The following is a 24,366-nucleotide window of genomic DNA, read 5'->3' as shown; positions in this document are numbered from 1 at the left end:
GGATCACTCGGCCGTCACCCCTGCGGGCGAATAATTCCGCCAGAGGCAGCTGCCCTTCACATTCTTGTCCAGGCCGGCCAGGACTTCTTCGTGCGCGGCGAGTTCGTCGGCACTGGCTGCCACCACGATGATCTCGCCCAGCGGCCCGGCATCGCCCAGTTCGCCGCCGGAGCTCGCTTCGACCGCCACATCCATGGTCAGCGAGTTCTGGCCGCGCGTCATTGCGAGGTAGACGTCGGCCAGCAGCTCCGAGTCCAGCAATGCGCCGTGCAGCTTGCGGTGCGCGTTCGAGATTTCGTAGCGGTCGCATAGCGCGTCCAGCGAGTTGCGCTTGCCCGGATGGAGTTCCTTGGCCTGCACCAGGGTATCGATCACGCCGCTGCAGTGCGAGGTGAACGGCGGCAGGCCGAGGCGCTGGAACTCGTGGTTCAGGAAGCCCAGGTCGAAGGGCGCGTTGTGGATGATGACTTCGGCGCCCTGCACGTATTCGCGCAGTTCCTCGACGATCTCGGCAAACTTCGGCTTGTCGCTCAGGAATTCGGTGGTCAGGCCGTGCACCGCCAGCGCGGCCTCGTCCGAGTCGCGCTCCGGGTTGATATAACGGTGAAAGTTATTGCCGGTCAGCTTGCGGTTGACGATCTCGACGCACCCGACCTCGATGATGCGGTCACCCGTGCGGGGATTCAGGCCGGTGGTTTCGGTATCGAGGACTACGAGCCTATTAGCAGGTTTTTGTAAACGCACAGACCTTCTCCAACTTAAATATTCACAATCTTTTCAGAGCAAAATTGTACCATGATGGCTCGCTCGACAGGCAAAATACGCTTGCTAAAAATGTAAACGCACCATAGACTTCTAAAAAATTTGAGTTTTTTGTCAACAGGCTCGGTCTAGGGGAAAATGGTGCGTTTTAAAATTAAATCGTTCATCGCCTCGGATGGCGAGCGCTTCTCCCAACTCTATGACAGCGAACAGCCTGGGTTTCCGCTGTTTTATCCAACAGCGTACATCGCCACCAGCATCCGCCTGACGACAACACCAGCGACACAACTGGTCTACCTTGAGGCAATCAAGCGCGTTTGCGAGTGGCAAGTCAAAAATTCATTCGACCTGACAGCCAGATTTCAGAGTCGACAGTTCCTGGAACCGTATGAAATCGACGAACTCGCTCAATACCTGAGCGTGGCGCGGCGCGGCAAGCGAGGGGAAACGATTAGTGCATCGAAAGGCAACACATATATTATGTACGCCGCAGGCTACCTCGACTGGCTCGCTAACAACGCGATAAAAGGTGCAGATAAACCGGAAATCGCGCAAATGATCAAAACTCAGAAGATCAGGCTTACAAAGAAATTAACGAAAAAGCTAGGCTCTGTTGGGGCCGCTGATCAAGAGATATTGAAAAAGCGGCTTTCTGAAAAAGCGCGTGATCAGTTGATTGCTTTATGGAAAAGGCCGTTTGACAAACTCAGCTATGATGCCGATAGAGGCGCGCGACTTCGCAACGTTGTCATGCTCAGAATCTTGTACGAAACCGGGATGCGGCGCGGGGAACTTTTAGCCCTCAAGATTAAACACCTGAAGGAATCGACCGGTGGCTCGATTGCCTCATTGGAAATACAACGTAACCATCATGATTTGTACGACACTCGAGTAAACCAACCGGTGGCAAAAACCATGGGGCGCGTCGTGCCCATTACGCCGGAGCTTGAGAAACAAATTTTTGAATATATTACAGAGTATCGAGCCGCAGTTCCAGACGTCGGCTTTGGCGACGAGGACGCAATATTTGTGACCCATCGTCGCGGACGGGGACAAGGAAGGCCGTTGTCGATTTCAAATTTCGACCAAGTCTTGCGTGGTCTCAAGAAATCGTATCCGGGCATTGGAACTACGCATCCACACTTGCTCAGGCACGACTGGAATTTCCGCTTCTCGCAACATGCCGATAGAAAAAAACTGGCTCCTGAAAAAGAACGGGAGTATCGAGAGACCCTGATGGGCTGGTGCCGAGACTCAGACATGTCGAGAAGGTATAACCAACGACATATTCAGCAACAGTCGCTGAGTTTTGGTCTGACAATCGCATTCGATACAGAGCGGCCACAATCAACCTCGGATGAGACTGTCCTCCGAGCAAGTGAGATCGCGCTTCAGATCGCCAACGCGGATTAACCACCGGCATCATGAGTTAAATTGCGTCAATCTAAGATTCACTTGTCAAGTTTAGACAGACGGTGTACTGTATATACGTACAGTAATTACCTATAGACATGCGTTGCGGAGGTCCATCTGGTCACCCTTGAGCGTCCAGTCCGAAGCACAGTTATAGGCACCAAACTTAGCTTCGAAGATGAAGCTAGTTTTTTAATGCAATTATATTGCCCGTTTTTAAAAGGGTAATAGCTTGAAAAAACTGTTTTCTGTGAATTTTTGATCGACCACACCTTGAGAGTGCATCTGCGAATGACTAAATCGAGTTCTTTCATTTTAGATGTAGCAGATCTCACGACTGACCTCAATCAGACTGCCCGTCCGACATCGCAACCAGGCGATTTTCGTTGGGATGGCGATCTATTCGTTCATGTCGGTGTAGGTACAAGCGATTGCTCTAGTTTGAATTTTCTGGGGCGGGCGACTGCACAGTCTTTTCGAGATCATATTCTAAAATTTTCAAGGACGCGAAAATACTCCCCCATTGTCTTAACGACATGCGTTAGTCGTATCGCGTTTTCCCTTGCCAGCGGTCAATTTCAGACCTTTGATGAAAGTTGGGTACTGAAGGCGCTTGACAACAAAAAGTTTTTACGCGAGAAGGGCGTAGTTAAATCGTTCTTTATGTATTGGCATGACCGCTACCCTGATGCTATTTCAGAGAGTGCACTGCAGTTTCTCGCCAAAACATTGCCAAGTCCGAAGGGCGCAAGAAATGCGCTCTCTGATGATCCGGAAAAAAGCTGGCTCACAGAAAACGAGTTCGACGCACTCCTCCATCGCGTTTGGGAAAACTACGATGCAGGAAAAAGCGGAACACAGCTAACCCTGTTGCGTTTGCTTTCCATGCAATACGCACGACGCCCAGTTCAGCTAGCCCAACTTAAGATCGGCGACTTTCGTGACGGAGCTGCGAATGATGGAGCTCTTGGAGGGCGTGAAATTTTCTTCCCTGGAGCAAAGGATCGGCGTGCTGAAAATAGTTTCCGCGACAGCAAGAGTGAAGTCCATCCAGTGGCAGATCACTTGTGGAACCTTTTCCAGATCCAGAAACACGAATTGAAGCAATTGTATGAGGATACATTTCAGTTTTCGCTGACCGAGGATGAACTCGATCAGCTGCCAGTTTTCGCAGATCAAACACAATTGCTAACGGCAATAACCGAGCTTACAAATCATTATAAAGTCGATTGGCGCGTTCATCTTGGTAGTCGACTGTTCCACACTGTGCCTACGAAAGTTGGTAAATATGTAGCATGGACAGTCACCGGTCCAGCGGAGATTTGGAGGGACGGTCGTCGCGGATTAGCGCGCCTCGAACCACCACTAAGTCACAGGACTGGTAAGCCTCTTCAGGTTACGGCGACTCGTTTACGTCATACCAGGGCGAGGCAGCTTGCACGTTTAGGGATGGCGAAACATGTCCTGTCGTTCTGGCTTGGCCACACATATGAGCAATCGTTGGATGCGTATTACAACGACCCTGCCGAGGAAGCTCGACGTATCGACGAGGCTATGGGTGGTGCGCTGGTACCCCTGGCTATGTCGTTTACCGGAAAACTTCTAGACGACGATTCTCACGCGAGTCGTGCCTACGATCCTGAGAGCAGCCTCGAGTTTGCGCACGAAGAGAATTTGTCGAAAGTTGGAACATGCGGCAAACACAGTTTCTGTGCCACGACCACAGTGCCGGTTCCATGCTATCGATGTAAGCATTTTGAACCGTTGGTCTACGCGCCTCACGTAGAAGTTCTCAATGCACTTCTCCGGCGACAAGACGAAGAAAATGCGATGATAAAAATCGGCGGCAGTCGACAATTGCTGTGTCCGATTGATCTCGCCCCGGATATACGTGCGGTTCAAGCCTGTATTGATCGGTGCAATGTTCGAAAGAAAGAATTGCAGGTCAAAAATGGCTAAAATTTTCAATTTCGTCCCTCGTCGGGACTTGGACGCCAAACAGAATCTCGACGCTTTCATTTCGATGTCGCGCGATTTAATTCCGACTTGGAGTGAGCAAGCTGGCTTTGCGTGGGAAAGCTATAGGTGGGTAACCATACATCGTGCAATTAGATTTACGAACTACGAAAATAGCGCGTTACATGCTTCAGCTTCCCCGGCATCGGCGCAGCTAATGCATCCGGATTTCATGGAAGCTGCGAAAGCCTATCTTCGGTATCGCCATCACACTAGGCCACATTTAAACATTGCCCGTGAATTGACAGCACTGCGCGCATTAGAATATTCGCTTCGGATTGATGGAAATATTCCTGATATCACAAAAGTAAATCAGAGGAACTTTGATGAAGCTACCGCTCTATTGTCCCAACGCAAGGCGGCCCACCTTGTCGCCGCCGAACTCCTTAACATTCTTAAGACACTGGCTGATCTAGGAATCGTTACAAGTGCGGCTCATTATTGGAATCATCAGTTCCATGGAGATCTCAGTTACGACAGGCAGTTCGGCGCATCTGCAACGAAGGAACTCAAGGATAAAAAGCTTCCAAACCAGGACGCGCTGTTGGCGATCGGCGAAGTGTTTGGTCGGGGATATGAGCAGCCTCTGGAGGGTGGCGATGTCCTCATTACGAGTATTACCGCCATTTTGCTTTGTGCTCCGATCCGTATTAGCGAGGTACGAAGATTCAGGATGGACTGCCTTGCCCAAGACGTCGATCGGGACGGAAATACTCAATATTATTTCAAATATTGGGTGCCGAAAACCAAAGAATTTTGCCGCAAACCAATTCCTCGCACGATGGCAGAAATTGCCATTGAGGCGATCCGGCGCCTTCAGGAATTAACGGAAGAAGGCCGCAGACTGGCACGATATATGGAGGGCAGTCCAAGCAAATTTTATCGCCACAAAAATTGCCCAGAGGTGGCCGACGATCAGGTACTTTCTCCGGATCAAGTTCGAGACGCGTTGGGCTTTTTCTCGATAGGTTCTGCCACGTCTTATGTTGAGAGTCTAACGGGTCAAAGAAGGCTTACTGGGCATACGTTGAATACCCTTTGGTCAATGGTGGTCAAGGATCATCATCGGTTGAATCCCCACTTCCCGTATCAGGAGCCAGCTGCAGGACCTGGAGTGCTTCCACTTAAGATGTCAGAGTCCCTGCTCTGCTGCCTTCGTCATCAGTTCTCGACTGGCTGGGTCACAAGTCCAATCTTACTCACCCCTTTTAGATCAAGCTATTACGGAATGCGGCTTGATGGGAAGGAAAGGACGTACAAAAACAGTGGTCGTCCACTGTGTTTTTATACTCGTCACGGCTTTGAGCCGAAAAAATTGAAGTCGCATTCATACCGTCACCTGCTTAACCGATTAGCGAAACAAAGTGGGGTGACGATTGACGTTATCACCGCTTGGAGCAGCCGTACTAGTAATCGGCAAACACTGACCTACCTCGACAATGATGAGGGTAAAACCGCCTCGGCAGTGGCGGCGATGATGGACATCGAAATCGTACAGGCTCCTAAGGATCCGATTACTTCTGAAGAAGCTGAGATCTACGGTCAAGGCCCAATTCATCGTAGCCGATACGGGCTTTGCCGACGGAGCTGGCGGGTTGGTCCGTGCAACAAATTCGCTGACTGCCTGAACTGCTCGGAGCTTCTGATGTGCAAAGGGGACAAATTTGCGTCAGAGATTATCGCTGCCGACCGTGATCTGATGTCAAAAACCTATAACGCCGCGCAAGCGGCGATCGCTCGTGGCGAGCGTTCGGCAACTCGTTGGGTGACCGTAATGGGTCCGCAGATTAAGAAGCTAGATGAGCTGATCGCTGTCTTAAATGATCCACGGATTCCAGACGGAAGTCCAGTGGAGCTCGCTGGTACTGATTTCAGTCATGAACAGACATTAATTGCCGAGAAAGCAGAGACGATGAGTGTCCGACTTGCTGATAGGAAAAACTTAGCCATCGAATACGGGACGGAACTTTTGGCATGCCTAGATGACCTGATGGGGTCGCGGAGTGCATAACGCCATTACCGATGAAGACGTGAACGAAATCGTCGACATGATTAGACAATGGCCAAAACTCGAACCATTCAAATGGGATTTTATCTGCAAGGGTTCAAAAAGCATACTTGGATACGAGCCAACGAGACAAGCACTAAATAAGAAGTTAGCAGTAAAAAGAGCTTATGCAGTTAAAAAGGAACAGCTCCGATTTGAGGCCAATAAGCTTAGTAGAGTGGCACGGCCCAGGAGCACCCTTGAAGCGATGGAACGATTAGTCAAGCTTCAAGAAGAGAATGATCAACTAAAGGGCGAGCTTAATAAGATGGCGGAGATTGCTAATCGGTTTATTTATAACGCCAAGATCAAAGGGCTCACGCCGGAGCAGCTGATGAGGCCCATGCCCCAAAAGAAGAAACCTTGATGCCGGAGGACTTATGACTGACGGACGTAATGGGCAGCAGATTGCAATTGAAAACGTTGAACGGTTCCGTGCTTGGATCAAGGAGCGCGACCGTACTAACGACTGGGCGGATTACGTGCGCGGCGACAAGTTGAGCCGGATCGATATTGCACATGAGTGTGGCTTTGCCGTTTCAGTGCTGCGCCAGAACCCTACTGTAAAAGGCGAATTGAGTAAGCTCGAAGCGCGGTTGCGCACGACTGGCTTACTCGATCCTGTCGATTCTGACGTCGAGATCGGGAGCCGCTTGAAGACCCCCGAAGAGATCAAATCAGAAAAAGCCGCGAACCGGCGTGCGCAAATTGCAAAGGCAGGTGTCGAGCAACGTGTGAAAACGCTGGAAGAACAAAACGCCGCTCTCAAGGCGCAAGTTACACTATTACAAGACCTATTAAAGAAGTATAAGTTTTTGGCCGACCATCTGTTTAAGACCGGAAGGCTCGTACAGTAATGCGTGCGCTTACCGTCCAGTTGCGGGTAACCGGCATACGCAGTCGCGGCAAGCATGGAGGTGTCATTTTCAGCGGCGTGTCAGATGCTTACGAGCGATATATTGCCGTTTGCAAAAGTAGTGTCATCAACGACGCATCGTTGGTCGACAGAGGACAGCGTTGGGTGGTCAGCGGTAGCCTCGTCATGTGGAATGATGAGCAGCAGATCGAAGTGACAATTGCGCAACTTGTTCTCCCTTCAGGCAGCAATATTGTTGAATGGATAGCCAACTCAACAATGTGCGCTGGCATTGGGCACGTCAAGGCATCAAAACTCTACGACCGGTTTGGCCCTGCCTTGATCGAGCACATCGACAGAAGAAACCTCGAGCTTCTCGGCGAAATTGTCAGCCTAGAGGCTGCTGACCTGCTATGCCATGCCTTCGAAACCCATAGGGTAGCCGGGACCTTGCTGTGGCTCGATCGACTGGGAATACATCGCCGTATTGGGCAAAAGATTGCTGATTTTTATGGAGAACAAGCCCAGGCAAAGCTAGAGGAAAATCCATACCGACTGGTGTCCTTCGCCGAAAGATGGAAAACTGTCGATCAGCTCGCGCAACGCCAGTTCGGCGTTACACAAGACGACCCCCGCCGCCTTAACGCCGCCACCGAGGAAGCCTTATATAGCGGCTTGTCCGATGGCCATACGTGTCTGCCTTCTGATGGGCTTAGATCACGACTGTACAAACTGTTTGGTCTTCATCCGCTCGTTACGAAGGCACTTGCGCTCGACAATGACGCGCGGTACCGGCGTGTCGGCGACTTCTTTCAGCCTGCCGGTACGTACGTCATTGAGCAGTATGTGGCAACTCGGCTTCGTGAGATCGCGTGTGGCGAAGCGATGGGTCAGCATTCCCTGTTAGCAAACACTGAGGTCCATGAAGCACAGGTGGCCCGTTCGATCGCGCAATATGAGTCTGAAAATGGGTTCTCGCTCACCGCTGAGCAACGCGTGGCCGTCATTGCCAGCGCTGCCAGCAATCTGTGCCTGATACTTGGAGGAGCAGGCACCGGAAAGACGACCGTGTTAAAGGCGTTGTATCGGGCACTGGAAGCGTCGCAACCATGTATCGCCATTCATCAGTTGGCCTTGGCCGGTCGCGCAGCGCAGCGCATGACTGAAGCGACTGGACGAGAGAGCATGACGATTGCTTCGTTCCTGAACAAGGTCGATTCACTACCTCTAGGGCATGGCTCGATAGTCGTGATCGACGAGATGAGCATGGTCGATGTCATCCTCATGTATCGTCTTTTACTGCAGATTCCTCCAGGAACGCGAATCGTTCTTGTTGGAGATCCTTCGCAGTTGCCGCCCATTGGTCCAGGTCTCGTACTCCATGCGCTCGTGGGCAATCCATGGATCGTGCAGACTGAATTAAAAGTAACCAAACGGCAGAGTTCTGCGAGCGGCATTCCATCGGTCGCGGCTGCCATACGTAGGCACGAGCCGCCGCAATTTTCCCGCTACCTGGGAAAAGGGTCGGGCGTGTCGTTCGTTCCGTGTAGTGACGCCGAGCTGGATGCGACAGTTCTGCGTGTGTACGAGGAACTTGGCGGTAACGGCAGCGATTACGCTGTGCAAATTCTCTCCACCACACGCAGCAATGTTGGCGGCGTCCGAGCACTCAATTCCGCGTTACACGCGAGGTATCGTCAGGAGCCTGAGCAGATTCAATGCTACGACCCCCAGTTTGGCGTCGTCGGTGCTCTCAGCCCCGAAAAGCTACCCATTTGCGTCGGCGACCTCGTCATTTTCACAGAAAACAACTACGAACTAGGGCTTCGCAATGGCTCACTTGGGATTATTATTGAGGCACTGAAAGTTACGGATGGCGAATCCGTTTGCTGCAGAGCTCAGTTTGAAGGGACCGAGTACCGTTTTAATTCAACACAGCTTCAGGCACTGGTGCACGCCTACTCGATCACCGTACACAAGAGCCAAGGCAGTCAGTTCGAACGAGTGATCATACCAATACGGAAATCACGACTGCTCGACCAAGCGCTGATCTATACCGCTGTTACGCGCGGTGTTCAGCAAGTCGTGTTGGTTGGCAATCCCACTGCTGCACATGATGCCATCGCGGCACCACCCTCCTCCTCACGGCGGCATGTCTTGCTGCCTGCACTGCTAGAGAGCAGCAGGGTATCGACGTCGGGTGACAGGGAACTGCCACCCTGCAATGCCGCACATCTGATCCTGGAAGATCTGGGAAGCTACATGTAAAACGACTAGCGTTTCGCTACCATCTTAGGTTTCAGGATTGTAATGAACGCCAAGACATTACCTTCAAGGCGAGCGTAAAGCTCCAACGCACCGCTTTGATAAGTAAGCTTGTACAGCGCGTAGGATCCGTCGAAAGCACTTTCGACAAGCTGAGGAGCTGCCAGTCGCTCAAGGTCCGACCACAGCATCATTTGTTTGACAGTGTCACCGAAGGCACTCGCAAGTGCCTCGTGATGCAGAAACAACGCGTCAAGCTCTTTTTGAAATTCCGGATAGCTGGGATCAATTCCAACAAAATACGGCACAACCATGCTTAGCGGCGTTTGAACAGAGAGTCAAGCTCAGATTGGGAATGTGCACGAGGAGGATTAGCGTCGAAATAACGGTTCGCCGCCCTCACACGATCGATTGCTTCTGGTGAAATTTTGACCTCTTCACCAGGCGATTTCTTCGGTTCGTTCCGCACATTAAAATTGTTGACTTGAAGTCCACGGAGGCTCATAGCATTCTCCTATCACATCATGTTTGTCCATATAGTATGGACTCATACTACAAATTATACACTGAGCAGGGAGCGACGGCGACCTAGACCATCATGCAACTCGAGAGTATGTTCGATAGCAGGTGAAACACTACTTATCGTAGCCTCACCGCAACGCTACGTCGATGATTCCGGTGCACCAGACGCGAAGAACGCGACAATGAAGCCAGCAGATCGCCTGCATGTAACTACATTCTGCGAGCGTCAGGCGTCAACTTCATCTGTCAAAGTCCAGCTCAGACCAACGCTAAACCTCATCCAACACGGTCACTTCTCGGTCACCCATGGCCCGTCAGTCTGAAGCCATCCAATTTGCTGGGCTACCCTCCGCATGATCCAACACGCTTCATCCCTCGACGTCCAGCTTGTCTCAACCAGCCTTTCGTAATACTGGTGGAGAATTGCGTTCTCCGTCATATGTGAACGTTTCCCCGCTTTCGACGCCAACGATTTCACAGCGAGTTGAGCGGCTAGATCCTCGCAAACGCGCCATCGATCATACAGCTCAGGGGGCGTGCATCCACTCAAGTAGTAACGCCCTTTGTAGAGCGTAGCAAGATATTTAGGTTGAGCACCAGGTACTGCGCCACTGATGCGCTCACGAGGAAACTCATCGGGCACCATGAATTCCGTCTCTTCTCGATCACGCATGGATTCGTCGCTGTTAGCCATTTTTCTCACCAGCAGTCGTTAGCCAGACAGGCCCTCCTTGCGTGCACTCATACAAGGCTTGATCACTGTACCGAGGATCCAGGCGATTCGCAGCCCAGCACACGCACGACGTTCCGAAAAATCCACTCAACTTCGCCAGGTACGCCACCCCAACCGAACCGTTGCGCAATCTCAAGATGCAGCTCAACAATTTCTATGGTCGGAATGAGTGGGTGTCGGAGCTGTTCTTTTCTTACCTCTTCCACAAGTTGGCGGACAAGATCCAAGCACAGCTCGTAATTAGACAGCACGTCATCGATCAGGTTTGCCCTTGGGAAATCTGATGGAATTGACACAAACGTTCGCGACGTTCCCTTTGACATGCCGCCTCCCCAAGCCAAATACTGTACAGGCATACAGTAGCATCGGGTTGCGAAACGCGCAATCCTATCGACCCCGTGTGTGCGGCTAATTAATCTTTGATGTTGTGTTACGACTGTTAGCTTTCACACACCAAATGCACGCGGTTCCGAGGAACAAGTTTCGCAGTACAACTATTGGTGAAAATTGGCTACTACTTGTCTATCGAATTATTCTTTCGTTGCAACATTGCTCAGACTTCTTTACGCTAGTCGTAACGGCAAGTAACTGGACAAGTCAGCAGGCACAAATGCAAATAATTCAGAAAATCGTTTCATGGGCCTCTGAGCAGCCAGCATGGATCGATGACGCGATCCGCAGGTTGCTAACCGGCAGCCTGACCCAGGATGATTTACAGGATCTAGCTGCCTTGGCCAAGTTGCATCACGGTCTGCCTGCTCGACAAGGACTTGCTGCTGTCCGCCTTGACCCAGCTACCCTGCCCTCAGCTGCGCAAGCAGGCGAAGATGTTAGTCTTATTGCAATGCGTAGCCCGAAGAATCTCAATGCGATCGACCGCACTCAGGCGCTGACGTTCCACCGGATGGGGCTTACTGTTGTCTACGGGCACAACGGTGCGGGCAAGTCTGGCTATGCGCGGGCGCTCAAAAAAGCTTGCCGTGCACGCAACGTAGAGACCATTCTTCCGGATGTCTACACTGCATCTTCCGGATCAGTACCAGCCAGTGCGATAATTGAGTGGAATGAGGGCGACCAGCTCCATTCGCACGACTGGGCCGCAGACACCGTGCCGCCCGCACCGCTTTCGCAAATGTCGGTTTTCGATTCGCACTGCGCTCGCGTGTTCGTCGACAACCAGGCTAAGGTTCTTTTCGTCCCTTGCGGCATGGACGTGATTCACAGTCTGTCAGAGACATTGGGCGCGGTTCAGCGCCTTATTGAAGCGGATAGAAAAGCAAATTTCTTCGATCACGCCCAGCTATTGCCACTATCAGGTGCCACCTTGGTCGGGCAAGCATACGCAAAACTTGGCCAAAAAAGTCTGCCGGAAACCTTCATAAAACTCGCCACCCTCTCAAAAGAAGAAGAAGCAGAGAGACAATCGATTACCAAACTCCTCCGGGATGAAGACCCAGTCAAGCTTGCTGCAGGTATTCGTCGCACCACGACACGGCTTAGCACATTGCGCAATGAAGTATCCGCGCTTGAGGTTCCTCTAACAGACGGGACGCTAAGCCAGCTTGCAAACGCCTTCATATCCATGACGGCGGCAGAAAGCGCATCAAAGCTGGCTGCCGAAATGCTCCAGGCTGGCGGCGCTTTTGTCGTAGGTACGGGCACTGAACCGTGGGAGGTTTTGCTGAGGAGTGCAGCGAAATACGCGACAGAGGTAGCGTACCCGACGAACGACTTTCCAGGTCCGGACAACGCACACTGCGTTCTCTGTCAACAGCCTCTCACAGGCGAAGCTATCGATCGCCTGAAATCGTTCTTTCAGTTTATTGAAGCCGATGCACAAAAAAAAGCGACCGAATCGCGAGAAGCCACAAAGAAGTTGTATCGCGCAATATCGAAATTGGGTCTCGAGACCTTTCCGTCCGATCGTGTGCTGCTGGGTGAGCTCGATGAGAGCGAGCCAGCGCTGGCAACAGCGATACGAGAGTATGTGGGGGCATTGGGTGCGCGTCGTGCTAGCGTTCTCTCAACAGCTGCAAACCGCACACTCAACCCGCAAGAGGCGCTGCCTACATCCCCGATCCTGGCACTCGACGTACTAATCGAAAAGCAGACTGCAGAGGCTGCGCGGCTCGAAGTTGCATTGACACCGGAAGAACGGGAGCGCAAAAGTAAAATTCTCACGGAATTGGAAGCCAGAGCAAAACTTGCGCAGTTGCTGCCCAAGGTGCTTGATGCAATCGAGTGGCACAAACGCGACCATGCATTTGGCGAGGCCATAAAAGGCTGTAACACTCGCCTTGTCACCACTTTTATTGGCGAATTGTACGAGTCGCACGTAACCGAGGAACTTCGCTCCGCGTTTGCACAGGAGATAGCGAATCTTGGACTGAACAGACTTGACGTCGCGCTGGAAATGACCGGTCAAAAAGGGGCTCGAATGCAACAACTAAAGCTGCGCACCACGCCGCAGTATGTGCGCACGAAGGTGTCAGACATACTGAGTGAAGGTGAGCAGCGGGTAATCGCGATGGCCTTGTTCCTCGCAGAAGTCGGAATTGAGCCAAGTCGATCAGGTCTCATTTTTGACGACCCAGTATCGTCACTAGACCATGTGCGCCGCGAGAGGATCGCAAAGCGCCTCGTTCTTGAAGCAAAGAACAGGCAAATCATTGTCTTTACACATGATCTGGCGTTCGCGTGGTCGTTGAAGGATTTTGCGAAGGATCTTGGCGTTGCCAACGAAAGCCGCCATATTTTTTCAGCAGGCACGAAAAAAGGCATCTGCAGTGAAAGTCTGCCATTCGAAGCTAAGAAGTTGAGCGCACGTGTTAATGACCTTCGCGACCAGGCCAAGCGAGCAAAGAAAGCCCTGGAGGAAGATAGCGACCACGAGCTCTACAATGATACGGTCCGCAATGGCTATAGGCGGATGAGGGATACATGGGAGCTTCTCATCGAGGAACATCTGTTCGCAGGAACAATCAAGCGCTTCAGACGATCCATCGAGACCTCCAAACTACGCTACGTATCTGTCAGCGATAAAGAGGCTACTGCCGTGTATAACGGAATGACGCGATGCTCCAATTTCACCCATGAGGGTGGCGACGAAGCCCCGCCCCTACTCCCCGACCCAAGCGAGTTCCTAGCCGATGTAGAAGCACTCGCGGCGGCGTTGAAGTTGGTTGATGAAAACAAGAATGTGACCGAAAAGCGTCGACTTAAAGATGGACTAGCTGCTGCGGCATGATGGTCACCAGTGATCAATTTAGCTGCTATATAACAATGCCTGCGAATGGCTGCGATACGTCGTCACCAGGTTAGCTCTGCATATTTACCCTGTTCAGTTGATACCATCGAGTCAACACAGCTTCCGAACAGGACAACAGTTTCAACATTCGCAGTACGCACGGAGGGAGACAGGTATGCAAACAGTGAGCATGGAGGAGCGCCGCCACTTGGAATTAGCGTTCGACAGCTCCTACGGCATCGTGAAGCTCTCAGGACTGGAAGGCGGCGAGGAGTTAGCTGGCCTGCGTGAACAGATCATCGCAGGCGAACTAAGTTTTGACGAGGCTGTGCGGGTCGTGCTATCAGTTAAGAGGTAAGATTTTAGTGTAGATCTTGCATCAATGTGGGAAGAGCGGATAAACGATAACGCCTGTTACTGCGGCGGCTATGACGATCACAGGCTCTTGGAGCTTCTTGAATTTCCACAGCAGGACAATCGTGACAAGCGCGACCACAGCGGTAGGCGTATCGACAATTGTCCGCTTGGCAATGACAACGACCGATCCAGCAATGGCTCCAATGGCCGCAGCGGTAATTCCGTCAACGAAGGCAACTACCCCCGGTGCTTTTCCATATTTTTTGAAGTATGGGGCCGGAATAATCGTGAAAAGATAGCACGGCAAGAACGTGGCCAGCGCGGCGACAGTCGCGCCCGAGATGCCCGCAACAAGATAGCCGATAAAGGCGACCGTGATGACTACCGGGCCGGGTGTGATCATCGCGACAGCAACAGCATCAACGAACTGCTTCTCAGTTAGCCACTGGTACTCTGTCACCACACCTCCATAGAGGAACGGAACAATTGCGAGGCCCGACCCAAACACAAAGGCACCAGCTTTCGCAAAGAACGCCGCGATCTGCCAGAGCAGCGGCAAATCTGCCGTTGCATAAAGACTCGACAAGACAGGCAGTTGCGTGACCGTCAATGCGTTCGCCCTGCCTGACTGGAACCATTTCGGTGGCGCACGCCAAAACCAGACCAGCACACCAGCGGCGATGAACAGCCATGCGATTTCCGATTCTGTTATGACCGTCACGACGGCCAATGCAGCATAAATTGCCCAGAGAAGCTTATCCTCTCCCACGCTTTTTTCCGTGAGCTTCTTGGCGCTCATCACGATGATGCCAATCACTGCGGCCCCTACGCCGTAGAACATCGCCTGCATCCAGGGCAATCCGCCGAACCGCACATACGCCCACCCAAGGGCGACAACGATGACAAATGACGGGATAACGAACGCGACACCGACCAACGTCGCGCCTAGCACCCGGTAGTGCACGTAACCCAAGTAAATCGCGAGCTGGGCAGCCAAAGGGCCTGGCGCTAGCTGGGACAGGGCCAGACCCTCCTTGTAGTCCGCCTCAGAAACCCACTTACGCGACTCTACAAGGTCGCGGTGCATGTACCCGACAAGCGCGACCGGACCGCCAAATCCGAGCGCCCCCAGACGGAACATGTACGCGGTCATCTGCCAAAGTGTGTAACACGGCCTGCTGTCGCCGTTTGCCGATTCGTTCATGTAGGGGCCTTGTCGTTCAGAGAACACGTGTGTAGTCAACTGAATTTCGTAAAATCGAAGGGATTGAAACATATTCACATGAGAAACGGTAGTGGCTACTGGTATAATTTCTTTACATTTAATAGGTGATTCTTTTGCGCCGGATTTTCTGTCTCCTCATGCTGTTGTGCTTGCCCTTGTATGGATTCGCCATGCAAGGCAGCCTGCCGCCTGCCGTTGGCGCGGTGTCGCTTATTCATGAGCTAGAGCACGACGAAGGCACCTACCACCACCACGAGGAAGACGGCTCCGTTCACTACGACGAATCGGATGAGTCTCTTGACCATGCTCAAGAACATTCTTCTCCCTCACAGCCTGCGGGCCTCGGCTTCCCGCGCCTGACGGTCCCTCCTGAACAGTCAGTATCAGAGGTTGGGGCATATGTGGCTCAACCACCCCCTGAACCGTTCCTCGACGGACCACACCGACCTCCTACCCTCGCCCTCGGCCATGCTGCCGGGGGAATGCTGCACGCATAATCGAAAGATCTGGCGTAACGATGTTGCGCTGACGTGCTCGCCCTCGGTGATTCTTGAATCTCATCCGATGGAGAACACATGCGCACCTGTCGCCTGTCTTATTACGTTGTCGGTGCCGCCTTCGCCTTGCCATGCTGGGCTTTTGCAGCACCACCCTTGCCGACTTCGGTTGGCAACACCCTTAAACACGCCGTCGAGAGCGCATGGCAGCGCGCACCCGCTGCACGCACACTCGAGGCTCGCGAGGGCGAAGCCTCCGCTGCACGCGAAAATGCGCGTTCCTGGCTCGCCTCGAACCCGACGCTCGGCTTGTCCCAGCGCATCGACCAAGGGGCGTCCGAACGCGATCAGCGAGAATCCGAAATCTCGGTTGCGAGCTCGTTCTGGCTGCCAGGTCAGAAAAGCGCCCGCTTAGCACTGGCCGCACGCAGCACTGACGAAGTCACCGCGCATTTAAGCGCTACGCGGCTGGCCGTTGCCGGTGTGGTCCGTAACCGCATGTGGGAGGCTGCCGCTGCGCAGGTCAGGCTGGAGGAAAAGCAGGACCACCTTCACCATCTCGAGGGACTTCGTGACGAAGTACAGCAGAGAGTCAACGCTGGCGACCTAGCACGTAGCGACGGTCTGCTCGCGCAACAGGAAGTCTTGGCCGCTCAAATCGATGTGACGAACGCTCGCACGGCAGCAACCGAAGCACTATCTCGCTTCCAGGTCACAACAGGCCTGTCGAGCTTGCCAGCACTCGAACCTGAGCCTTTGCACGATGCCGCGACTTCCATCAATCCACGTCTAGCGGCGGCGCAGGCATCTGAGCAGCGTGCACGTGCCGCTCTGCGTCTCGCTACAGCAACCCGCTCAGCGCCGCCGACCATTTCCTTGTCGGTGCGCCGGGAAGACGAACGACTGCAGCGTGAACCTGTCAACAGCATCGGTGTAGCCCTTCAGATCCCGATCGGAACCGCTGCGCGCAACCGCACCATTGAAGCCCAGGCGCAGACAGTAATCGCAACCTCTGCTGCAGAGGCAGCCGAAATGCAGGCCAACGCCGACGCCGACATTCAGATGGCCAGAATACGGCTTGCGGATGCTCGGACTGCACTGACCGTCGCCACTGAGCGCGCGACTGCCCTGCACGAACACACGACCCTGTTTGAAAAAGCGTTCCGCGCTGGTGAACGAGGCCTCGCTGAATTGCTTCGCTCGCGCGCTCTCACGCACGAAGCCGACGTTGCGGTCGCTCAACAAAAAATTGCACTCGGCGCTGCCCACGCCCAACTCAATCAAGCCTTAGGAATCCTTCCATGAAATACCTATATCTATTTTTTGCCGCCATGCTCGCCGTAACGTCGGCGTTCGCCAGCCCTGGCGCGCACGGACCAAATGGCGAACACCTCGACGGGCAGGCAAATTCGACCGGTGCCAGCGCGACCGTACCCCGCATTGAGACCTTCACCGAAGCGTTCGAGCTGCTTGGCCACCTCTCAGGCGGCGAGTTGTCGATCATGATCGACCGCTACGAAACGAACGAGCCCGTATTGAACGGCGTGCTGGAGGTCCAGTACAAGGATCTGAAGGCCAAAGCCAAGTTCCACGCCGACCTCGGCGATTACGCAGTTGACGATCCGAAATTCCTTGCCGCGATTTCCAAGCCGGGCACCCATGCCCTGCTGTTCACACTGGTTGCTGGTGAAGAAAGCGATCTACTTGAAGGCACGCTGACAGTAGCCGAAGAGGCCGACGACCACGGACATGAGCATGGCACGAGTCGCTGGCTACTTGCCGCAATTGCTGCTGCCATTCTCGCAGCTGCCGCAGTATTCGTCGTCCGCCGCCGTCAACGAAAGGAACTTTAATATGAAAATTACTCAACGAATTGTTGCCAGCCTTGTCGCTGGCATGTATGCAACCTCCTTGCTGGCGGCCCCTGGCGCACATGGCCCGAACGGCGAACATCTGGACGGACAAGCCACTTCCAGCGTTGGCGGTCTGGCGCGTCTGCCTGACGGCAGCGTCAATGTGCCAAAACTGGCGCAGCGCCGCATGGGCGTGCGGACCGTCATGGTCAAGGAAGGGGAATTTGCGCGCAGCGTGGCCTTGAATGGCCGTGCAAGTATTGATCCGAACGCTGGTGGCCGGGTACAGGCACCATTTGCAGGACAAATTGCACCGGGGCCGAATGGTCTGCCAGTCGCGGGGCAGCGCGTGGTCAAGGGCCAGGTCCTGGCTCGCCTGCGCCCTACCGGAGCTGCCATTGAGCGCGGCAACCAGGCTGCGGAGCTTGCCGAATTACGCGCCAACAGTACCTTGCTAGCGAAGCGCGTATTGCGCCTGAAGTCGCTTGAAGGTGTGGTGCCAGCGAAGGAAATTGAAGCGGCCCAGGCAGAACTGGCCAGCACCATCGGCCAGGAACGTGCGGTGGCAAGGTCAATCAGCGGCGTTGAGGTGATTGTCGCGCCCGCCAGCGGAATCATTGCCAGCGCGTCGGTGCTCAATGGCCAAATTGTCGAGTCGCGGGACGTGCTTTTTGAGATTGTCGATCCCCAACGCATGACAATTGAAGCCCTGTCCTCGGATACCAGCATCGCCCGCAAGATCAGCACTGCGACGCTCGTTGACGTGCCAGATGTCCAGCTGACGCTTCTGGGCGGTGGCCGTGCCCTGCGCGACGGAGCCGTACCCATCAATTTCAGTGCTCGCGGTAAAAACCTCGACTTGGCGGTAGGACAGCCGGTCACCGTGTTGGCCAGGCTCGATACGAAGGTCAAGGGTATCGCTCTACCTGCTGCGGCACTGGCACGCAATCCGGCCAATGAAACGGTGGTCTGGATCAAATCCGGTGCCCAGCGCTTCATTGCCCTGCCGGTGGAGGCGACCGCGCTCGACGCGCGTACCGTCATCGTTACCAAGGGCCTTACACCTGACAACAGGGTGGTTGTCATCGGCACTTCGCTGATCAACCAGATCAGGTGACCATCCATGTTCAATTCAATAGTTCGCTTTAGCCTCCATAACCGCCTGTTCGTACTCGCAGCAGCACTGATGCTGATGGCCTACGGTGCCATGACAGCATGGCGCACGCCAGTAGACGTTTTCCCTGACCTGAACAAGCCGGTCGTTACCGTGCTGACCGAAGCTGGCGGCATGGCCCCGGAAGAAGTCGAGCAGCTAGTCTCGTTCCCCATCGAGACGTCGCTCAACGGCATGCCCGGAGTCACTCGGGTGCGCTCGGTGTCAGGCGTTGGCTTGTCGATCGTGTACGCCGAGTTCGACTGGGGTACCGACATTTACCGCAACCGGCAACTCGTCTCAGAACGAATCACGCTGGTCAAGGAACAACTGCCCGGTAACATAGCGCCTGTGATGGGGCCAGTTTCGTCGATCATGGGCGAGATCATGCTCATTGCGCTTCCGATCGACGTTGCCAAAACCGATCCGATGAAGGCGCGTGAGTATGCCGACTTCGTACTACGCCCGCGCCTGCTGTCGATACCCGGCGTGTCGCAGGTGATCCCAATTGGCGGTGAAGTACGCCAGTTGCGGGTAGAGCCGGATACGGCGCGCATGGCACAATTCGGCGTGTCGCTGGAACAGGTTACCAATGCGTTACGCGGCTTCGCGGCCAACACCAGCGGCGGCTTCGTCGACTTGAACAACCGCGAATACCTCATCCGCAACCTCGGTCGCACTAATCGCCTGGAAGATATCAGCGGCTTGTCTGTTGCCTACCGCAACGGAGCTCCGGTCCTGCTCGAACAGGTCGCCAGCGTTCGCTATGCTCCTGCGTTCAAGCGAGGCGACGCAGGCCTGAACGGCAAACCCGCAGTCATCGTCAGCGTCCAGAAGCAACCAGCGGGCGACACGGTGCGGCTGACGCACGACATCGAGACGGCGCTTGCTGAACTCAAACAGGGGCTCCCCGCTGGCATATCGCAACCGGTGGTCCTGTTCCGGCAAGCTAACTTCATCGATTCCTCGATCAGCAATGTTGTCGAGGCTCTACGCGACGGCGCTATTCTTGTCGCTATCGTCCTGTTTGCCTTTCTGCTCAGCGTTCGCACAACGCTGATTTCTTTGATCGCCATTCCACTCTCGCTGGCGGTAACTGCACTTGCCTTCCATTTGCTCGGGCAGTCTATTAACGTGATGACCCTTGGGGGACTGGCGATCGCGATCGGCGAACTGGTTGACGATGCCGTGGTTGACGTAGAGAACATCGTACGCAGGCTCAAGCAGCGGAAAGAAGATGGCCAGTCGGTGCTGGAAGTGATCTGGCGTGCCTCGGTTGAGGTGCGCTCGGGCATCGTCTACGCCACTGTGATCGTCGTGCTTGTGTTTGTGCCGCTGTTTGCCTTGCCCGGTATCGAAGGACGACTGTTCGCACCGCTGGGCATTGCCTACATCGCCTCGATCCTGGCGTCGATGCTTGTATCGATGACTGTCACCCCGGCGCTGGCCTACTATCTGCTGCCCCGCATGAAGTCCCTGCACCGTGCTGACAGCCCGATTGTGCGCCGTATGAAGCAATGGGATACCGCCGCGCTGAACTGGACCTTCTCGCACATCCGCTTGATGCTGGCAATTGCCCTCATCGCTGTGGTGGCAGCCGCCGCATCTGTTCCATTCTTCCCACGCGCTTTCCTGCCCGCGTTTAACGAAGGCTCGCTGGTAATGGGCATGACGTTCACGCCAGGTACTTCGCTTGCAGAAGCCAATCGCATGGGCTCCCTTGCTGAAACGCTCATTGCCCAGGTTCCCGAAGTGACTAGGGTTGGCCGTCGCACTGGTCGCGCCGAACTTGACGAGCATGCCGAAGGTGTTCACTCGTCCGAGATCGACGTTGACCTGAAACCCTCCGAGCGGTCGCGCGAAGAGATCATGGCCAGCATTCGCAACCAGCTTTCTGTAATTCCGGCATCGGTGGCAATCGGTCAGCCGATCTCGCACCGTCTGGATCACCTGTTGTCTGGCGTGCGCGCGCAGATTGCTTTGAAAATCTACGGCGACGATATCGATACCCTGCGTGGGCTGGCCGATGGATTGCAGCAACGCCTGCGGACCGTGCCAGGGCTGGTCGACCTGTCGGTTGAGCGCCAGGTCCTGATTCCGCAGATCAAGGTACGCATCGATTATCGCAAAGCCGCGCAATATGGCTTGGCGGCGGGCGACGTGCTTCAGGCCTTGCAGGCGCTTGCAGAAGGTACTCGCGTCACCCAGGTGATCGACGGCGCACGCCGTTTCGATCTGGTCGTGCGGCTCGCCGACGTCGACCGCTCTCCGCAGGACCTGGCGCGGGTAATGCTGACGAGTCCTGCCGGACAGATCCCATTGTCGGCGGTCGCAACGGTCGAGGAAGGCGACGGTCCAAACCAGATCGGACGCGAAAACGGACGCCGCCGCATTGTCGTGTATGCCAACACCGATGGCTCGAACATGTCGAGGATCATCGAAGACGTGCGCAAAACGGTGTCGTCCAGCCAGCTTCCAGGTGGCTATTTCGTGAGCGTTGAAGGCCAATTCCAGGCGCAGGAACAGGCGCAGCAGCTCATTGTCGGGCTGTCGATGGCCTCGCTTGTGCTCATTTTCCTGGTGCTCTATTCACGCTATCGCTCCTCAACGCTGGCACTCGTCATCATGGGCAATATTCCGTTTGCCTTGGTCGGCAGCGTCATCGCCATGTGGATCGCCGGGGTCTCGTTGTCAGTCGCCTCAATGGTGGGTTTCATCACCCTGGCTGGCATTGCGACCCGTAACGGCATCCTGAAGGTGAGCCACTACATCAACCTCTGCAAGTTCGAGGGAGAGACCTTCGGTTGGCCAATGATTGTGCGCGGCTCAATCGAACGCCTGACGCCAGTCTTGATGACCGCACTCGTGGCAGCGTTTGCTCTGACACCATTGCTCTTGGCTGCAGATGCACCGGGCAAGGAAATCCTCCATCCGGTGGCTGTCGTGATTTTCGGCGGATTGATTAGTTCCACCTTGCTTGATTCGTTGCTGACGCCGCTCATCTTCTGGAAGGTTGGTCAACGACCCCTTGAGCGATTGCTGGCTGAAAAAGGCGGCGAAACTTATTGAATTACGGGCGAAGTGGCGGCGGCCCATCCCGAGCCGCCACAGTTTTTTGGAGTATGAAAATGAAAAAGATCTTTGCAGTAGTAGCCCTTGCGGCCAGTGTAGCCCTGTCGGGTAACGTCCTTGCCCACGGCGCGAAGGCCAAGCACGGCGGCATCGTGCAAAGCGCAGGCGACTTGGCGTTCGAACTGGTGGACAAAGACGGCAGCACTAAGATTTACGTCGACGATCACGGTAAGGCACTGCCTACCGCAGGCGCATCCGGCACCCTGACCGTGCTCAAGGGCAGAGAGAAGACCGAGCTGCCACTTGAGGCAGGCACCGACAACACTCTGGTCGTGAAAGGCGACGCCAAACTCGCTCCAGGCAGCAAGGCAGTTGCTGCCATCACGTTCGCTGACAAGAAGGCTGTCAGCGTGCGCTTCTCAATTAAATAAGTGTGGCCCGGTGGCCGTTCCGACGGCCACCGGAATAACGAGGTAAAAAGGAGAAATGATGAAATGGCTCATCACTAAATACTTGATCACCGCTGCAGTCGTCGTACTGGTGTCGGAGGTGGCAAAACGTAGTGATCGCTTCGGCGGGTTTGTCGCTGCCCTGCCCATGATTACGTTGCTCACGCTGGTATGGCTACATCTGGAAAATCAGCCAGCGACCAAGCTTGCGAACCATGCCTTTTACACCTTCTGGTATGTCGTGCCGACCCTGCCGATGTTTCTGGCATTCCCTTGGCTGCTGCAACGACTGGGTTTTTGGTGGACACTCGGATCTTGCGCCCTGCTCACCATGGCTTGCTTTGGAGTGTTCGCACTCGTAGTAAAACACTTTGGAATCAATCTTTTCTAACTTACCGAAAATCAAGCAGACTCGAGCGGCACAAGGTGGCGTCAAGAAGAAAGTGCTCGGGCGCTAGCAGCTCTTGACCGTTGGTGCCAGTCTTATTTCTCGACGATAGGTTCACAAGCTGTAACTTCAGAGCTACCCTTGTTCAGCCCGATCTTCTTGGGTCAAAACTTACTGTGCGACGACTATGAACTGGTCCATAATGGTCTCACTATCTTTTGCACCTGGAGACCAAGTTGAGCAACATCGCCTACTACCGCGTATCGACCAACGGTCAGTCAACCGAAGCGCAACGTGCTGCAATGTCGCATGGCATCAACTTCGATAAGGAATTTAGCGACGAAGGAGTGTCAGGCGGCATACCAGCCCTGCACCGCCCTGGCTTCAATCAGCTCATGAGCTACGTTCGCGAAGGCGATACTGTTCACGTGTACGCTGTAGACCGCTTGGGACGTGACGCAATCGACGTACAGATGACAATAAAAAGCCTGCTAGCTCGCAATGTTACCGTTCATGTCCGTGGTCTTGGTCCGATTGCTGCAGGCGTGGGTGAACTCATCGTAGCAGTGCTGGCACAGGTCGCAGAAATGGAAAAGGCACGCATTGCCGAGCGGACTTCTGCCGGACGTAGCCTTGCGAAAAAGTCGTTGACCGCTACTGGGTTGACCCATCGTGGCAAGGAGAGCCTTGGCCGTCCTGCTAAAGCTGATGCCGCAGCCGTGAAGATGTGGAAGGTCGAGAACAAAAAATCGATCAGTGCCACAGCGAGACACTTTCAACTATCTGAGAGTACCGTGAAACGCTACTGCGCAGCCAAGCTCAGCAACGCCGCTTAGATGTTGCCCGGAAGCAGATTTCGTCAAATCTCGGAAAACTAGCTGTCTATCCTGCCCGCCCACGGTTTATGGATTTAACGGCATTGTTCTAGTGGAGCGTCCGCCTCTTCCCCTGGACCGTACGCCGCTAGATCACTCAGCCACTGAAGTCGAACGTCTTGACACACGGAAGCTCGAGGGGTACGGAGTGTGAGACGACCCATCGACAACTTGCCCTACGCGCAAAGCTTACCGGCTTGCACCGCTCTCGGTCGTCCCGTGCCAAGCGATCCAGGTCGTAACTAATTATCGGCCACTTATAACGCAGTGACGATATTCAATTGCATAAAATTGCAAGTGTCTGTTAATGTATCGACATCAATTCTAGGTGCATTTCGCACATTTAGCTTGGACATAAAGAGGATTTAACGTATGAAAGGCTGGGTCTACGTTATCACCAATAAAGCCATACCCGATCTGGTCAAAGTCGGCTATTCGAGGAAAGACCCGGAGCTTCGTGCCGCAGAACTTAACAATACTGGCGCACCTCATCCGTATATGGTTGAGTAGTAAGCGTCATCCCAGCACCGTCTTGAGCACCGGTAGCAAAAACGAGATGATGCTTGCTACACCGCTGGGAAGCGGAGTTCAGCCGGCCAGCTTGGCGGCACAGTTCCAGGGCAGGAAGTCGTCGAC

General features: G+C 54.2%; 19 protein-coding genes. 16 read left to right on the top strand and 3 right to left on the bottom strand.

Annotated elements, in window-relative coordinates:
• Positions 1-3 precede the first annotated feature (3 nt).
• Positions 4-744: a DNA polymerase III subunit epsilon gene (gene dnaQ / locus FG94_RS01440; protein ID WP_036206057.1), complete on the bottom strand. Its 741-nt coding sequence runs from the start codon at positions 742-744 to the stop codon at positions 4-6.
• A 156-nt stretch (positions 745-900) separates the two neighbouring features.
• Between dnaQ and FG94_RS01435 the strand changes: the two genes are divergently transcribed.
• The 6 genes from FG94_RS01435 (at position 901) to FG94_RS25745 (ending at position 9,362) form a co-directional block, all read left to right on the top strand.
• Positions 901-2,175, top strand: a complete 1,275-nt coding sequence (locus tag FG94_RS01435; RefSeq protein WP_051995973.1) for a site-specific integrase — start codon at positions 901-903, stop codon at positions 2,173-2,175.
• Positions 2,176-2,466: 291 nt separating this feature from the next.
• Positions 2,467-4,134, top strand: coding sequence for a site-specific integrase (locus tag FG94_RS27020; RefSeq protein ID WP_152570802.1), 1,668 nt, complete (start codon positions 2,467-2,469; stop codon positions 4,132-4,134).
• The gene (locus FG94_RS01425; protein WP_036206053.1) at positions 4,127-6,202 is read left to right on the top strand and encodes an integrase; all 2,076 of its coding nucleotides are present in this window, start codon (positions 4,127-4,129) and stop codon (positions 6,200-6,202) included. The genes FG94_RS27020 and FG94_RS01425 overlap by 8 nt, the downstream gene beginning before the upstream one ends.
• 19 nt (positions 6,203-6,221) lie before the next feature.
• Positions 6,222-6,605 (top strand): hypothetical protein, encoded by a 384-nt coding sequence (locus tag FG94_RS01420; protein WP_200879923.1) that lies wholly within the window; start codon positions 6,222-6,224, stop codon positions 6,603-6,605.
• A gap of 13 nt (positions 6,606-6,618) precedes the next feature.
• Entirely contained in the window at positions 6,619-7,095 is a 477-nt protein-coding gene (locus tag FG94_RS25750) for a VPA1267 family protein (protein ID WP_051995971.1), read from the top strand.
• Positions 7,095-9,362, top strand: coding sequence for an ATP-dependent RecD-like DNA helicase (locus tag FG94_RS25745; RefSeq protein ID WP_051995969.1), 2,268 nt, complete (start codon positions 7,095-7,097; stop codon positions 9,360-9,362). The genes FG94_RS25750 and FG94_RS25745 overlap by 1 nt, the downstream gene beginning before the upstream one ends.
• 5 nt (positions 9,363-9,367) lie before the next feature.
• On the opposite strand, the gene FG94_RS01405 is transcribed toward FG94_RS25745, so the two are convergent.
• Complete coding sequence (locus tag FG94_RS01405) at positions 9,368-9,673, bottom strand: hypothetical protein (RefSeq protein WP_036206049.1); 306 nt, start codon at positions 9,671-9,673, stop codon at positions 9,368-9,370.
• Positions 9,674-11,071: 1,398 nt separating this feature from the next.
• Between FG94_RS01405 and FG94_RS01400 the strand changes: the two genes are divergently transcribed.
• On the top strand, positions 11,072-13,861 hold the full coding sequence (locus FG94_RS01400; RefSeq protein ID WP_081925715.1) for an AAA family ATPase: 2,790 nt from the start codon (positions 11,072-11,074) through the stop codon (positions 13,859-13,861).
• Positions 13,862-14,036: 175 nt separating this feature from the next.
• Positions 14,037-14,219, top strand: coding sequence for a hypothetical protein (locus tag FG94_RS27015; RefSeq protein ID WP_152570801.1), 183 nt, complete (start codon positions 14,037-14,039; stop codon positions 14,217-14,219).
• Positions 14,220-14,240: 21 nt separating this feature from the next.
• Here the strand turns inward: FG94_RS27015 and FG94_RS01395 are convergent, their stop codons facing one another.
• Positions 14,241-15,422 carry a chromate transporter gene (locus FG94_RS01395; protein ID WP_036206046.1) on the bottom strand — a complete coding sequence of 394 codons (1,182 nt, stop codon included), beginning with the start codon at positions 15,420-15,422 and terminating at the stop codon, positions 14,241-14,243.
• Between the two features lie 596 nt (positions 15,423-16,018).
• Here FG94_RS01395 and FG94_RS01390 point away from each other — a divergent pair.
• The 8 genes from FG94_RS01390 to FG94_RS28615 all read left to right on the top strand — a co-directional run bounded on the left by FG94_RS01390 (position 16,019) and on the right by FG94_RS28615 (position 24,240).
• Positions 16,019-17,245 carry a TolC family protein gene (locus FG94_RS01390; RefSeq protein WP_036206044.1) on the top strand — a complete coding sequence of 409 codons (1,227 nt, stop codon included), beginning with the start codon at positions 16,019-16,021 and terminating at the stop codon, positions 17,243-17,245.
• Positions 17,242-17,793 carry a hypothetical protein gene (locus FG94_RS01385; RefSeq protein WP_036206042.1) on the top strand — a complete coding sequence of 184 codons (552 nt, stop codon included), beginning with the start codon at positions 17,242-17,244 and terminating at the stop codon, positions 17,791-17,793. Before FG94_RS01390 ends, FG94_RS01385 begins: the two co-directional genes overlap by 4 nt.
• A 1-nt stretch (position 17,794) precedes the next feature.
• Positions 17,795-18,910 (top strand): efflux RND transporter periplasmic adaptor subunit, encoded by a 1,116-nt coding sequence (locus FG94_RS01380; RefSeq protein ID WP_036206040.1) that lies wholly within the window; start codon positions 17,795-17,797, stop codon positions 18,908-18,910.
• A 6-nt stretch (positions 18,911-18,916) separates the two neighbouring features.
• Positions 18,917-22,015 carry an efflux RND transporter permease subunit gene (locus tag FG94_RS01375; protein ID WP_036206038.1) on the top strand — a complete coding sequence of 1,033 codons (3,099 nt, stop codon included), beginning with the start codon at positions 18,917-18,919 and terminating at the stop codon, positions 22,013-22,015.
• Between the two features lie 59 nt (positions 22,016-22,074).
• Positions 22,075-22,449, top strand: coding sequence for a hypothetical protein (locus FG94_RS01370; protein ID WP_036206036.1), 375 nt, complete (start codon positions 22,075-22,077; stop codon positions 22,447-22,449).
• 58 nt (positions 22,450-22,507) lie between these two features.
• Positions 22,508-22,858, top strand: a complete 351-nt coding sequence (locus FG94_RS01365; protein WP_036206387.1) for a DUF3147 family protein — start codon at positions 22,508-22,510, stop codon at positions 22,856-22,858.
• Between the two features lie 233 nt (positions 22,859-23,091).
• A complete protein-coding gene (locus FG94_RS01360; RefSeq protein WP_036206384.1) occupies positions 23,092-23,691 on the top strand; it encodes a recombinase family protein in 600 nt (199 codons plus the stop codon).
• A gap of 411 nt (positions 23,692-24,102) precedes the next feature.
• Positions 24,103-24,240 carry a GIY-YIG nuclease family protein gene (locus FG94_RS28615; RefSeq protein WP_081925714.1) on the top strand — a complete coding sequence of 46 codons (138 nt, stop codon included), beginning with the start codon at positions 24,103-24,105 and terminating at the stop codon, positions 24,238-24,240.
• Positions 24,241-24,366: the final 126 nt, after the last annotated feature.

Origin of the sequence: Massilia sp. LC238 (assembly GCF_000735635.1) — a bacterium.
Lineage (GTDB): Bacteria > Pseudomonadota > Gammaproteobacteria > Burkholderiales > Burkholderiaceae_D > Telluria > Telluria varians.
This window is presented reverse-complemented; position numbering and strand designations above follow the sequence as displayed.